Here is a 14,066-nt window from a genome sequence, read left to right as displayed (position 1 = left end):
GTAATAAAGAGGATTCAGATGCATGTTTTTGTGAATCATACCAGCTTGCCTTGTCTGTTAACAAGAAAAATTCCTAAGACAATCAAACCCATACCGATTATACTCAGCATTGCTAAACTATTTTTGAACACAAAGAAATCGAATATAGCTGTCACAGGTGGTACACAATAAAATAAACTTGTTACATTTGTAAGATTGCCCTGTCGTATCATATGATAGAGCAATAAGGTTGCTCCTACTGAAACAACGAATACCATCCAACAGAGGGAGAGTAAAAACATAGGAGACCAACTTACTTTTTGTTCAAAACAATATAATAAGATGGATAAAAAAATAGTTCCGGATGTATACTGAATCGTCATATTTGATATTTGATTAACCTGTATAGACTTTTGTAAGATGGTTCCTCCTGTAATACAAAGGAGTGAAATCAATGAACTCATCATGCCTATTTTTGAAATGTTCGCTATTTTTGTACTATCGAGCACGACTAAAGTAAGACCGATGATTCCAATAATGAGCTCTATCCATTGATTTTTTCCACTTTTTTCTCTTGAAAGAAATGTTGTAAGAATAGGTTGTGCTCCAAGTATAATGGCCAGCAGCCCAGGAGAAATATTGTAATCTAAAGCTAAAAAATAAAAGGTTTGATAACCAGCTTGCATACATAATCCTGTGAAAATGACATCCATCCATTCTTTTGAATTTGTTGGTAATGAAGGTCTAAATATGAGCAACATTCCCCAAAAAAGAAGAGAGGAAAATAATAATCGAAAAAACAGAAAAATAAATGGATCGGCATAGTGTAAACCAATTTTTACAAAAATCCCCCCACTGCTCCACATCAGAACAAATAACCAAGGAATAATACTCCTTTTCAACAAAATACCTGTCTGCATAGACTTCTTAATTTTTGAATTCACTAAGATTTTGTACTGTCTGCCCATTATTATATCATCTTTTCATATATAAATAATATGATTTTTACAATCATGAAAAAATGAAGTTGAAAGATAAAATTCTTATATCGATTTTTCCAATTATTATTTTATGTTTTTTCCTTAAGCTAGTGAAATTAGTGTTTTAAAATATATCTATCGAGTTTTTAAATAGGAGGAGCTGGACTTCATGGAAATTAGGCATCTAAATACATTTAAAGCTGTTATTCAAACAGGGAGTTTCACTAAAGCGGCTGAACTTCTTAACTATTCCCAGTCGACTGTAACATTTCATATAAAAGCAATAGAAGAAGAACTGGGAACTCCCATTTTTGATAGGATCGGAAAAAGGATTTTTTTAACTGAAGCTGGTGAAAAATTGCTGCCACATGCGATTCAAATACTTAATGTTTTTAGGAATGTAAAAGAAGCAACGGGGGAGCACGGAGAGATAAAAGGTCAATTGAAAATTACAGCACCTGAAGTCCTATTAATTTATAGATTGCCTCCTCTATGCATCGCTATCCAGCTAAAAATTTCAAGTACCCTTAAAACAAAAAATGGGCTATGTGGTAGAAAGGATTTTTTGAAACACGACGCGATCTTGATCAGGTCCATCATAATCTTTATGAACAGAAATCCCCTCAATCTTTATATCACTTTCAAGAATGTCAAAACCTAACTTTGTATGATAAGCAATAGACGCTTTATTGACCGGAGAAGTAACACACTTGACAATACTGCAACCCCTCTGTTTTACCGTCTCAAAAAAGTGATGATATAGTTTTTTAGCATAACCTTTCTTGCGCCCATCGGGATGGACTCCGACAAAATGGATATATGCTTCTTTTGGGTGTGTTTGAGATATAAATCCAATAACAAAAGCGATAATTCGATCATGATCTTCAATAACAAAAGATGTTTCCTGAAAATGAGAGAAGAACAATCTTGGGAGCATGTCCGACATTTGTCTTCCCCCCCACCACTGGTTTATACGAGTAATTATGTAAGAATAATCTGATTCATGTACATTTCTGATTTTCATAAAAACCCTCCTTAAACTGAATCATTCTATTACTTGACGAACATAAGAAGGTATAATGAATGTGTGTCAACTCTCAATGTAAGCTTGGGTATGTTCAACATATTCAATAATCGTTCCATCGGGATGTTGTACAGTCATATTTTTCCCTGTAGGGACTTGTTTTGGTTCTCTAATAACCTTTACCCCTATTTTATTAAGGTGAGTTAGAAATTCATCTAATGAGTCTACTACAAATGTAGCTTTCGTGCCTTCAAATGGTTTTAATGCCTCCGGTGATCCAGCTATAAACAAAAGATCACCGACTGATGCAAGTTCCAAATTCATTTCAGGATATGTAAATCTTAATTCTGTTTTTACACCATAAAGCTCTTCACAAAAAGGTAATACAGTATCTAAGTCGCTAACATAAATACGAGTGAACGTTTTTAATACTTTCAAGGTTTATTCCTCCAGCTACATGATTTTGTACGATTAATTTTAACAAAATAATGGGTAAAGTTTTGTATGTTCTAGTTCTTTTCCTTTGAAGTCACGTATTGGTTGCTTCCTGCGCCAAGACCAACTATCAAAAGTAAAGCCGAAGCCACAACCAGTATGAACAGTGGAAGCGTCCAACTGTGTGTCATATCATGCAGCAATCCAAAAAGAGTTGGCCCTATTGCGGCCAAAAGATATCCTACGGACTGAGCCATTCCGGACAATTCTGCTGCCTGGTGAACATTTTGGGTACGAAGGCTAAAGAACATCATACTTAAACTAAAAGCACATCCTCCCCCAATGCCAATCAAAATAGCCCATACCGGAATAAGTAGGTTCCCTCCGAACAAGAGACCTAAGTATCCAACAACAAACAAAAGAAACGTAATAATGACTAATAATCGCTGATTGGACATACGTCCTGCAATAACAGGAATGATAAAAGTGAACGGAAGCAAGGCAAATTGCAGTAAGAAAAGCATCCAACCACTGGAGCTAGCACTTAATCCTCGTTCGATAAGGATTTCAGGCATCCAAGCAACAATAATATAAAACATCAAAGATTGTAGCCCCATAAATATTGTCACTTTCCAAGCGAGTCTCGAACGCCATACGTTCACCGGCTCATTTTTCCTATCTGATTTAACAGCTATCATCTGTTTATGTCGATTACGGGCTTGCGGCAACCAAACAAGAAGTGAAAGAAAAGCGGGAATAGCCCAGCAGCCCAAAACCACCTTCCATCCTAGTCCAAAATCGGTAGCAAGAGGGATGCTGATTCCTGAAGCAATCGCTCCACACAAATTCATGGCTACCGAGTAGATACCCGTCATAAATCCAATTCTGAGCGGAAATTCTTGTTTGATTAAACTCGGCAACAAAACATTACAAATCGAAATAGCAAACCCAAGCAGGGCTGTACCTAAAAATAATGTACCGATCCCGGATACGGAACGTAAAATGATACCCAGTGTTAATATAGGTAAAGAGGCGAGTACCACCGCATTGATTCCGAATCGCCGGGCCAGCTTAGGCGCAAAAGGAGATACGAAAGCAAACGCGAGCAAAGGTAAAGTGGTTAACATACCGGCTAAAGTGTTGGATATTCCTAAATCATCACGAATCATACCTACTAAAGGACCTACTGATGTGAGCGGTGCTCGAAGATTCATTCCAATGAAGATTATTCCAAGTATAAGCAGCAAGATACCGGCAGACGAGCGTGAGGGCTCATCACTTTCTTGAAAGTGCTTCTCAATCGCCTGATGGTGTGAACTCATTTCTCATCCTCCAGATGTTGTTGAAGTTTTTCTTTAAACTGTTCAATATAGGTACGGACAGCCTCAACAGCTTGCCTTTCATCTTGTTGAATAATCGCTTCAATGAGTTCATGATGCACTTTTTGATGAGAATCACAACAAGCAACTTCGACTAATTCACGAATGGATCGTTTGACAGCTTCTGTCATATATTCGTATAAATCGATCAGAACACTATTGTGTGTAGCTTCTGCAACTGCCTGGTGCAATTGGATATCGAACTCGACATAAGCATCCATATCATTCGCTTCCGCAGCGGAATCACAAGCGGCAAGGCAGGCGCGCAGCTTTTCCACATCTTCGTCCGTACGTCGCAGGGCAGCCAACCGTGCTGACTGCTGCTCCAACCCATCACGTACCTCCAGCGTTTCCAATATATTGGATTGTTGAATACGCCGTTGCAGCGCCGCACCAAGAACACTGGTTGAGCATACATACGTGCCATCTCCCTGCTTGGTTCGTAAAAGTCCGGCATGAACGAGGGCTCGAATCGCCTCCCTCAACGTATTTCGACTAACCCCCAATTCCCTAACCAGTTCTGGTTCGGCTGGTATCCGGGTTCCGATCGGCCATTGCCCTGATTCAATGATGGCTTCAATTTGTGCGGCCACTTGTTCGACCAGCGTCATGCGGTTTGTTTTTTGTAATTTCATTCACACACCTCCAAACATCGGATGATTGGTTTAATAGAAACATATCATAATGCAGTGAGAATGTAAATCATTTTTGATTTCAATGGACAAGGAAGGGGAGCCTCTTAAAACGCTACATAATAAAAAAGAGGCAGAAAAATATTGCCTCTTGCCTCTAATGTCTATGTAAAAATTCATCTATCTTTATGCCCATAGTCAATGACCTTTACTTCTTGCTCATCTTTTAAGAAAGTCATTATTTCTGTACCATAACAAAAATATACGCTAAGGAAGACAAAAAACAAAGCTCGTTTTCGTATTCCTTAATTCTGGTCAACAAATTCACGAATGCCTTTATACAGCGCATCTGCAACCCGTTTCTGGAATTCTTCATCAGCCATTTGCTTCGCTTCTGAAGGATTCGTAATAAATCCAATTTCTACTAAAACAGCGGGCATTTTCGTATCTCTGATGACCTGAAATCTCGCTTTTTTGACTTTTCGATCCGAAAACCCTGTTGCCTGTATAAGATATTTATGAACGGTATTTGCATACGTTTTGCTTTTTGCAGTGTAATAGTATGTTTCTGTTCCTTTAGCCGACGACGAAGTGGCCGAGTTAATATGGACGGAGATAAACAAGTCCGCCTTTTCCCCATTCGCTATCTTTACTCGTTCAGGCAATTCAGGGAACGTGTCGCCTTCTCGTGTCATTACTACATCAAATACGGAACGGATTGTTCATCGTGAAATGCTTGGCTTGTACCTCTCCATTCGCTTCTATCTCTATCATTTCTTCCTTTTGCACAAGCCCTGTAATTTTCACTTTTTCAATAACTACTTTCGGTTTTTCATCGACTTCGTTGACTGCTTTAGAACTTATGGAATATGTTGTTTTCCCTTTATCCCAACTGCCGTTTTGTCCAAATAGCTCTGTCACAGCTTGTCCATTCACTTGAATTTGTGGAGGAATCTTCGGCTTCATTCTTTCTCCATTCATCCAGAGCTGAATGGAAGGAGCGGGTGCAGCTTGAACCACCGCCGACAACATCCCCATCAAGAGAAAAAGAAGCAGGCTAATCCTATAAAACGCTTGTTTCATAATTTATCCTCTCTTTCCCGTTCTGCAATTCACAAAACGACCAATCTGCTATACTTCCACAAAAATTCCTAAATATATCTTTAATACGTAATATAGGAAATTGATTATATTATTGTACAATTTCTTTATCAAAGAATGAACAACTTTCCCTCATGAAAAAAGTCCCATTTTCATGAACTCTTATTAATAAAGTAAGCAGGCATCTATGAAAGACACCTGCTTTTGTGCATCGGCTGTAATGTCGTGAAAACAAACGAAAATCTTACCGCTACTCCCAATGGGCCAGCGTGCGTTTATATAACATATCGCGATATTGTGCTGTCGAATTTGGCAGAACATGCCCGGTTGTGTAATCCATAATCACACCATAGCGACGGATTACATCCAGTTCATCGATTTCTCCTCTTTTAAATTTTTCCTCTACGGAAGCGATATCTTCCTGCAACCACTGTCTGCGTTTGGCTCGAATGTACGCACGCTCGTTTTTCGTTGCCTCCTCATCAATTTCAAACAGGTCAATCTCGCGGTCAATCTCTTTGATAATAACTCCGTAATCTTTACGCGCACGCTCTATGGATACATACTGATCGATCACATCTTCCAATACAAGCTTCGGATCACGTTCAAGCGGGTCACCCAATCCGCCACCACCTGCGGAAGGACGATCGAATGAATCCCCCGGTTTAAGCGCCACACTCGAAAATACCGTCCCCAAAAAACGTTCGTTATCGCTACCTGGATTTAACCTTACTCCATGCGGCAAGGACGGAAGTCCCCCTTGAATCCCCCATGTAACAGAGCGCGAACGATCGCAGCAGTACGACATAACCGTATTTTCACATGATGTCAATATTCCACCTTTACGCACACCACAGCCACCGCGAAATTTCCCCGGACCAGCAGAGTCTGTTACAATTTCATGATGCGTTGTAATAACAGGGGACAACCTCTCCTGTCCTTCGCATGGCTGAATGCTTAATCCGACACCAAATACCGGAGACATCGCATTCGCTCCATCTTTATATGAACGACCACCGTGTCCACCGGCCATCCAGTCATACCACATAAAGTAATTGTCATATCCGGCGCGTCGATCCCAACCACCGATTAACAAATATTCCAGGTTAAACGAGCAGGCAAGCGCTCGTTCCGGCATAATACCAGACCACAATTCAAAAATAGCGTTCATGATTTTTTCGTATGCACCGGAGCAAAAACCGGTTACAGCTACAGGCCACGGTGCATTTACAACAGAATCTTCGGGCAAATTCACATGAATGAAGCGATAAAAACCAGAATTAAGCGGAATATCCGGGAAAAATGTTTTTGTTCCGGAAATGACCGCGGAAAAAGAAGCGCCGAACCCAGCATTCAAAAAGCAGCTGATGTAGGGATGTGAACCGGTCAAATCATAATCAATTTCATCATCTTTAATCGTCATACGCACATGAATTGGGATTAATTGATCACCAACTTCCGGATCCATGTCAATATAGTCTGTTGTTTCCCATGTGCCGTTCGGCAGTTCGGAAATACGTGCTCGTCCGAGACGTTCCACATAGTTTTGCACTTCTTCAAAAGCAATGAGAACCGTATCAAGACCATACTTTTCGATTAAACGAACAAGTTGCATCTCCCCGACTTTGGTTGCTTCCGCCTGCGCACGCAAATCGCCAAGGCGCTCTTCCGGAACACGCATATTGGCCACCAGAAGATTGGCCACATCCTGCAAATACTGACCTTTGCTCCAAATCCGTACCGGTGGAATTCGCATCCCTTCCCCATAATGATCTTTGGAACGAACATTGAAGGAGCCCGGAACGTTACCACCAACATCAGCCCAGTGCCCGTTCGATTGCATAAAAGAAATAAGTTTTCCATCATAGAATACCGGTCGAACTACGCGAACATCACAAAAATGTGTCCCACCTCGATACGGATCATTAATCAAAAATACGTCCCCAGGATGAATATCGTCTCCGAAATCTTCAAGTACTGCTTTGGCTGTTAAATGGAGTGTTCCTACATGAACGGAAATATCCTGCGTTCCTTGCATAATGGTGTTCCCTTCAGCATCACAAATAGCCGAACTAAAATCACGGCTATAAATCACGAAAGAATAGCATGTCCGCAGAATTTGCTCAGACATCTGGTCAACCAAATTTACAAACGCATTTTTTAACACCTCAAACGTTACCGGATCTAGACGTGTGATGGCAGATTGTGTTTGACTCATTATTTCGCCTCCATATCTTTTTTGTACGTTAACAGTAAATTCTTATACGGATCGACTTCAGCCGTAAATCCTGGCGGAATAACAACTGTCGAATCCATCTGCTCGACAATTGCTGGCCCTTGGAATGTAGAACCTACAGGGAGCAGCGAACGATTATAAATGGTTGCTTCTACAAAGCCCCCGCTTTCTTCAAAATAAACATCTCGCTTGCCCCGAATCGCATCATTCATATTGCCTTTCGGCTGCTCCATTGGTAAATCCGGCTTCGGTACAATTCCGGTGGCCGCTACGCGTAGGCCGTAAATTTCAACCCCTTGTTCCGGATTTGAGAATGCGAATTCACGCTCATGTTCCCTGTGGAACCGCTCCAATGCTTCCTTAAGTGAGTGAATCGGACGGGAAACTGGAATAGATAATGAACGCCATTGTCCGGTATACCGCATGTCAATATAACGAATAAGTTGAGTATTTTCTTGCGGTACCCCCTCTTCTTCCAGAAGTTTAGCCGCTTCCTGTTCCATATTTACATATGTTTGTTCTAATTCAGTCAATGAGACATCCTGTATGTTCATTAAATACGTTTTGGAAATGTCATGTCTTACATCAACAAGCAAACATCCCATAGCAGACGTAATTCCCGGATGCGGTGGTACAATTACGGTTGGAATCTCTAATTCTTTCGCTAGATGTGCGCCATGAAGTGCACCTGCACCACCAAACACAACAAGCGCAAAATCACGCGGATCATATCCACGGCGAACGGAAATGAGACGTAGCGCATCGCACATGTTAGCGTTTGCTACTTTGATGATGGCGTTCGCTGCTTCTGCTTCCGTATAGCCGAATGGTTCAGCGATTTTTCGAATCGCTTCGCGTGCTTTTTCTTTGTCAAGCGTCATCTTCCCATCCAGAAGTTCCGTTCCAAGGCGACCTAATAGCACATTGGCATCACTGTTCGTTGGTTCTGTTCCCCCGCGTTGATAGCAAGCTGGGCCGGGTGTCGCTCCTGCACTCTGCGGACCGTTACGAAGTGAACCCCCATCGTCAATCCAGGCTAGGCTACCACCACCGGCACCAATGGTGAGAATTTCAATGCTCGGGAACCCGATCGGATAACCATATTCGATATACCAATCATTTGTAACGCGTAACTCACCGTTATACATGAGAGAAATATCCGTACTTGTCCCTCCCATGTCCAATCCAATCGCGTTTTGAAATCCGCATAATTTAGCGATGTGAGCGCTTGCAATCGCACCGGCCGCAATTCCTGAGCTGGCGAGACGAGCGGCATACCTCGGAACCGTTTCGGACGTCATCACGCCACCACCGGAATGAAGTACAAGTACATCTCCTTTATATCCATCTTTACGCAAAGAATCTGACAGTTCCTGAATATAATTACTTACAATCGGCCCCAGCACAGCGTTTACAATTGTGGTGCTCATTCGTTCATGTTCGAAAATTTCCGGAAGCGTTTCACTCGATGTACAAATATAGACTCCCGGCATTTCTTCCTGAAGGATTTCTTTCATTCTTTGTTCATTTGTTCCATTCACATATGCATTCATGAAACCAATCGCAATGGATTCTACCCCGCGCCTTTTCAGGATACGGGCCAGTTCGCGCGCTTCCTGTTCATCAAGCGGAGTAATAATATTTCCGCTATAGTCTGTGCGCTCTGTAACCTCAAACCGGTCACGACGCCGTATGTACGGAGGTGCTACATCTTCATAGGCGTCCCATAATTCTAGCTTAGTTCCACGACGAATTTCCGGTACATCACGAAATCCTCTGCTTGCAATAAAAGCTGTTTTTGGCAGGCGTCTTGTGATCAAGGCATTGGTTCCAACGGTCGTACCGTGAGAAAATAATGAAATTTCAGATATCGGAACCGCTGAATTTTTAATCCCTTCTAAAATGCCTCGAGCTGGATTGTCAGGTGTAGAAGATACTTTCGTAACAGCAATTTCCCCCTTTTCCTCATCAAAAACAAATACGTCAGTAAAGGTTCCACCAACATCGACGGCTACATGATATTTTCCCATCATACGTTTCCTCCTCTAGCTAAAATGCACTTGCTTTCGCCCATTTAAATTTAGCAATTATTATGCCAATTTTAAAAATTAAAAAATATAGACGTATAAGTAAAAACAGAATAAATACAAGAAAAGATTCTTTCAAAAATGAAAGTGAATTTCCACTTATGAAAGGTGTCTCACACGCCAGGAAGTGGGAGAGGTTCACAATATACTGGAATATATATTGTTTTATATAGACGTTACTACTATATTAATAGTATAGAAAAAAATGCAGCATCACGGTATTGCTTTGCTCGATTCCGCGTCTGCTGTAAAACAGAGGAGAGATCGCGATGGGATTGCTATATGATGACCTTACCATCTGCAATTTCGATCACGTTTACATTCCTCAAACGAACCTGCTTGCTCTGCCTCATACGTGGATCGAATGTGAAGATATTGAACATACAAACGGATACTGTGAGCAGGATTCCTTTCGTTTGATTGCTGAACGGCTGCATCAGAGACGACATCCAGGTGGCATCACTTTTGTCGGTAACGGCAATTACCATTATGTCTCACGCACGCTTCTTCAGGAAGTCGATCGTCCTTTTACCCTCATTCTTCTTGACAACCATACGGACATGATGACAAATGTGCCACAGCACTTTCTTTCATGCGGTTCTTGGGTTGTCGATGCTTTGCTTCATTTACCTCTATTGCGCCACGTTATACTCATCGGCACCCGATCCGATTTGGCGGCGCAAATCGATCCGCATTTCTCTTCTTACATCACAGTTTTTACGAGCCAACAACTCCGTGAAACAAACATAAATACGTTTATTTCTTCCATTCTTTTAAGCATCCATACGGATACAGTCTATATCAGCATTGATAAAGATGTTCTTTCTCCTGAAGAAGTCGAGACAAACTGGGATCAGGGCGTTATGACACTTGCTCAACTGCAAGCGATAGTGAAAGCGCTTATCCATTGTTCTGCCAAAATTTATGGGGTAGACATCTGCGGAGAGCTTCCTGTCTCGCCTCTCGACGTATTTCATCAAGATAAACAAATGAGCATTCGCAAAAACGAGAAAGTGAATCTGGAAATCCTGCAAACAATTTATAGTTAATACTTAAGAAAAGGGGGGCCAAAAAGCTACTTTTTGGCCCCCCTTTTTGGCATAAAAAAGAAAAGCTGCCTCATGACGTTTTTTAACGACCTTTTGAGACAGCCTCTCTTCTTAATTTACAATTAGCAATCTTTTCGTTTATAAAACATCGTAACCCTGGTCTTCAATCGCTTCCTTAATAGCTTCTAATGTCAATTTATGTTCATCATATTCCACCTGCACTGTCTTCTCATTCAGATTGACTTTGCCTTTGGCACCGATTTCTTCAAGCGCTCCTTCCACTGCTTTTACACAATGCCCGCAAGACATTCCTTCTACTTTTATCGTTACAGTTTGCATCTTGTTATTCCCTCCATATCAGTAAAAGTGCATTATTTCATTAATTTGTTCATTGTCTTTAACAATTCATCAATCACTTCATGATCCCCTTCCTGGATTCGCTCGATCACGCAGCTTCTCATATGTCCTTCCAGAAGGAGGCGGCCAACCGCGTTTAGCGCAGACTGAACGGCAGCGATTTGATTCAGAATGTCGTCACAGTACACATCTTTTTCGACCATTCCCTTAATTCCACGGATTTGTCCTTCAATCCGATTCAGCCGGGTAATTAAATTATTTTTCAACTTCTCTGAATGATGGCTCGTGCGTTCGCTCCCGTGATTGCACACCTCCTGTCCATTTTCGTGGATCATCGGCTCCATCGTCTTTGTCACCCCCTTATTCTACTTTCGCCTTTTGCAGGCGTAGAGCATTAAGAACGACCGATACTGAACTCAAGGCCATAGCAGCGCCAGCCACCCACGGCGCAAGAAATCCTGCGGCAGCGATCGGAATGCCGAGCGAATTGTAAGCAAGCGCCCAAAACAGGTTTTGTTTAATATTGGTCATTGTTTTCCGACTCATCACAAACGCATCAGCAATACTGTTTAAATCGCCGCGCATCAAAGTAATATCCCCGGCCTCCATCGCTACGTCCGTTCCGGTCCCCATGGCAATACCGACATCAGCTACCGCCAGCGCAGGCGCATCGTTAATCCCATCTCCTACCATAGCGACTTTTTTACCTTGGGCCTGCAAATTCCTTACTTCCTCTGCTTTATCTTCCGGCAACACTTCGGCGCGAACCTGTTTAATTCCTACTTCCCGCGCGATCGCCTGTGCTGTTCGTTCATTGTCTCCCGTTATCATCATAACGTCAATATTCATTCGTTTAAGTCGCGCCACGGCTTCGCGTGACGTTTCCTTCACCGTATCCGCGACCGCTACCAATCCTGCGTATTTTCGGTCGACAGCGACAAGCATGGCGGTCTTTCCTTCATCTTCTAAGACATCCATTCTCCCGTACACCCGCTTTACATCCACTCCGTATGTTTCCATTAACTTGCGTGTGCCAATGAGAACCTCTTTGCCTTCCACTACAGCCCGCACTCCATAGCCCGGGATAGCTTCGAACTGCTCCGCTGAAGGCAGGGCGATTCCTTTTTCCTCTATACCAACGACCATCGCTTCCGCGAGCGGGTGTTCCGAGTTTTTCTCTGTTCCACCAACAAGACGCAGAAACTCCGCTTCTTCTATACTTTCCGCCACCACGTCTGTCAGTTCCGGCTTGCCCTTTGTTACAGTTCCCGTTTTATCAAACACGACGGTGTCTACTCGGTGCGCAATTTCCAGATATTCGCCCCCTTTAAACAAAATGCCGAGCTCAGCCGCTCTTCCCGAACCGGCCATAATCGAAGTCGGGGTAGCCAGGCCAAGGGCGCATGGGCACGCGATTACGAGCACAGCAATCAGCTTTTCCAACGCGTTCGCAAAGTCTCCAGGAACAAGCCAGAAATACCAGATAAGGAAAACGAGCACAGCGATGCCAACGACAATCGGGACAAAAATTCCTGAGATACGGTCCGCAATGCGCTGAATCGGTGCTTTCGAGCCCTGCGCCTCTTCCACCACTTTAATAATTTGCGCAAGCGCTGTCTCTCTGCCGACTTTAGTGGCTCTTATTTTCAGCACGCCATTTTTGTTTACCGTCGCGCCAAATACGTTTGCGCCCACCTGTTTTTCTACCGGCACGCTTTCTCCCGTCAGCATCGATTCATCAATAGACGAACGGCCCTCGATAATTTCGCCGTCAACAGGAATTTTTTCGCCGGGTTTTATCACAATCATATCACCGACAATCACTTCTTCCACCGGAACGAGCATTTCCTGTCCGTTTCGAATGACAAGCGCTTGCTTCGCCCTAAGGCCCATCAATGTTTCAATGGCCTTGGACGTCCGCCCTTTTGCCAAAGCTTCAAATAGTTTTCCAAGCAAAATTAATGTAATCAGTATCGCGCTGGTCTCATAATACATCTCTGGGGCATGATGCGCTTGACCAATGGATAGAATCGTTAAATATAAACTGTAAAAGTAAGCAGCAGACGTGCCAAGTGCGACTAACACATCCATGTTTGCACTTTTATTGCGCAATGCTTTATACGCGCCGATATAAAATTGGGCTCCGATAATAAACTGGATCGGAGTGGCTAAAGCGAACTGTACCCAGGGATTCATCAACCATTCCGGCATCCAGATAAAAGAAGTAAACGAAAAATGTCCGGCCATCGACCATAATAAAGGAAAAGATAAAATCGCTGAAATAATAAACTTCCGCTTTTGCCGATTGATTTCCTGCCGGCGGTGATTCTCTTCCTGCCCATCTTCTTGTTTCGGCACCGCTTTGTAACCGAGCTTCTCCACCTTGCACACCATATCTTCAATAGAAACCTCAGCAGGCAGATACTCTAGGTGGGCAGTTTCCAGCGCAAAGTTGACGGTCGCTTCCGTTACGCCAGGCATTTTGCTAAGCCCTTTCTCAATCCGATTCGCGCAGGCCGCGCACGTCATGCCTGCAATTTGGAAATCGATCTGCTCTTTTACCGTAGCGTATCCTAACTTTTCAATCCTTTCTTCCAGCTGGGAGAGCGTCACTTTTTCCGGGTCGTACGTAACCACGGCCTTCTCCACCGCAAAGTTAACATTCGCTTCCTCCACTCCTTCCATTCGCTTAAGCCCTTTTTCAATGCGGTTGGCACAAGCCGCACACGTCATGCCTTTTATTTGAATCGCTGTCTGTTTGCTCGCCGACATTTAGCGCCCCTCCTTACACTATACCTATGTATAGT

The 14,066-nt window shown here is 42.8% G+C and carries 14 protein-coding genes; 2 read left to right on the top strand and 12 right to left on the bottom strand.

What is annotated here, in order from left to right; genetic code table 11:
* Positions 1–35 precede the first annotated feature (35 nt).
* Positions 36–947, bottom strand: coding sequence for a DMT family transporter (locus K3F53_RS08895; protein ID WP_220560530.1), 912 nt, complete (start codon positions 945–947; stop codon positions 36–38).
* A 181-nt stretch (positions 948–1,128) separates the two neighbouring features.
* Between K3F53_RS08895 and K3F53_RS19900 the strand changes: the two genes are divergently transcribed.
* On the top strand, positions 1,129–1,620 hold the full coding sequence (locus K3F53_RS19900) for a LysR family transcriptional regulator (RefSeq protein ID WP_057898908.1): 492 nt from the start codon (positions 1,129–1,131) through the stop codon (positions 1,618–1,620).
* Here K3F53_RS19900 and K3F53_RS08885 read toward each other — a convergent pair.
* The 8 genes from K3F53_RS08885 to K3F53_RS08850 form a co-directional block, all read right to left on the bottom strand.
* A complete protein-coding gene (locus K3F53_RS08885; protein WP_082705993.1) occupies positions 1,504–1,983 on the bottom strand; it encodes a GNAT family N-acetyltransferase in 480 nt (159 codons plus the stop codon). The genes K3F53_RS19900 and K3F53_RS08885 overlap by 117 nt on opposite strands.
* Positions 1,984–2,049: 66 nt before the next feature.
* The gene (locus tag K3F53_RS08880) at positions 2,050–2,421 is read right to left on the bottom strand and encodes a VOC family protein (protein WP_057898909.1); all 372 of its coding nucleotides are present in this window, start codon (positions 2,419–2,421) and stop codon (positions 2,050–2,052) included.
* Positions 2,422–2,492: 71 nt separating this feature from the next.
* Entirely contained in the window at positions 2,493–3,740 is a 1,248-nt protein-coding gene (locus K3F53_RS08875) for a CynX/NimT family MFS transporter (RefSeq protein WP_057898910.1), read from the bottom strand.
* Positions 3,737–4,432, bottom strand: a complete 696-nt coding sequence (locus tag K3F53_RS08870) for a FadR/GntR family transcriptional regulator (RefSeq protein WP_057898911.1) — start codon at positions 4,430–4,432, stop codon at positions 3,737–3,739. The genes K3F53_RS08875 and K3F53_RS08870 overlap by 4 nt, the downstream gene beginning before the upstream one ends.
* A 302-nt stretch (positions 4,433–4,734) precedes the next feature.
* Positions 4,735–5,124, bottom strand: a complete 390-nt coding sequence (locus tag K3F53_RS08865) for an N-acetylmuramoyl-L-alanine amidase family protein (protein WP_082705994.1) — start codon at positions 5,122–5,124, stop codon at positions 4,735–4,737.
* Between the two features lie 7 nt (positions 5,125–5,131).
* The gene (locus K3F53_RS08860; RefSeq protein ID WP_057898913.1) at positions 5,132–5,512 is read right to left on the bottom strand and encodes a hypothetical protein; all 381 of its coding nucleotides are present in this window, start codon (positions 5,510–5,512) and stop codon (positions 5,132–5,134) included.
* 268 nt (positions 5,513–5,780) lie between these two features.
* Positions 5,781–7,748, bottom strand: coding sequence for a hydantoinase B/oxoprolinase family protein (locus K3F53_RS08855; RefSeq protein WP_057898914.1), 1,968 nt, complete (start codon positions 7,746–7,748; stop codon positions 5,781–5,783).
* Complete coding sequence (locus tag K3F53_RS08850; protein ID WP_246615699.1) at positions 7,748–9,799, bottom strand: hydantoinase/oxoprolinase family protein; 2,052 nt, start codon at positions 9,797–9,799, stop codon at positions 7,748–7,750. Before K3F53_RS08850 ends, K3F53_RS08855 begins: the two co-directional genes overlap by 1 nt.
* A 323-nt stretch (positions 9,800–10,122) precedes the next feature.
* Here K3F53_RS08850 and K3F53_RS08845 point away from each other — a divergent pair, with 323 nt between their 5' ends.
* The gene (locus K3F53_RS08845; protein ID WP_091260198.1) at positions 10,123–10,902 is read left to right on the top strand and encodes an arginase family protein; all 780 of its coding nucleotides are present in this window, start codon (positions 10,123–10,125) and stop codon (positions 10,900–10,902) included.
* Positions 10,903–11,040: 138 nt separating this feature from the next.
* Here the strand turns inward: K3F53_RS08845 and copZ are convergent, their stop codons facing one another.
* Genes copZ through K3F53_RS08830 form a run of 3 tightly spaced genes read right to left on the bottom strand, consistent with a single transcriptional unit; the run spans position 11,041 to position 14,031 of the window.
* Positions 11,041–11,241: a copper chaperone CopZ gene (copZ, locus tag K3F53_RS08840; protein ID WP_057898916.1), complete on the bottom strand. Its 201-nt coding sequence runs from the start codon at positions 11,239–11,241 to the stop codon at positions 11,041–11,043.
* A 32-nt stretch (positions 11,242–11,273) separates the two neighbouring features.
* Positions 11,274–11,594, bottom strand: a complete 321-nt coding sequence (locus tag K3F53_RS08835) for a metal-sensitive transcriptional regulator (RefSeq protein WP_091260247.1) — start codon at positions 11,592–11,594, stop codon at positions 11,274–11,276.
* 25 nt (positions 11,595–11,619) lie between these two features.
* Positions 11,620–14,031, bottom strand: coding sequence for a heavy metal translocating P-type ATPase (locus tag K3F53_RS08830; protein WP_057898918.1), 2,412 nt, complete (start codon positions 14,029–14,031; stop codon positions 11,620–11,622).
* Positions 14,032–14,066: the final 35 nt, after the last annotated feature.

Source organism: Aneurinibacillus thermoaerophilus (genome assembly GCF_019603355.1).
GTDB classification, from domain to species: Bacteria; Bacillota; Bacilli; order Aneurinibacillales; family Aneurinibacillaceae; genus Aneurinibacillus; species Aneurinibacillus thermoaerophilus.
Note: the sequence above shows the minus strand (reverse complement) of the source record. Positions and strands in the feature narration are given on the sequence as shown.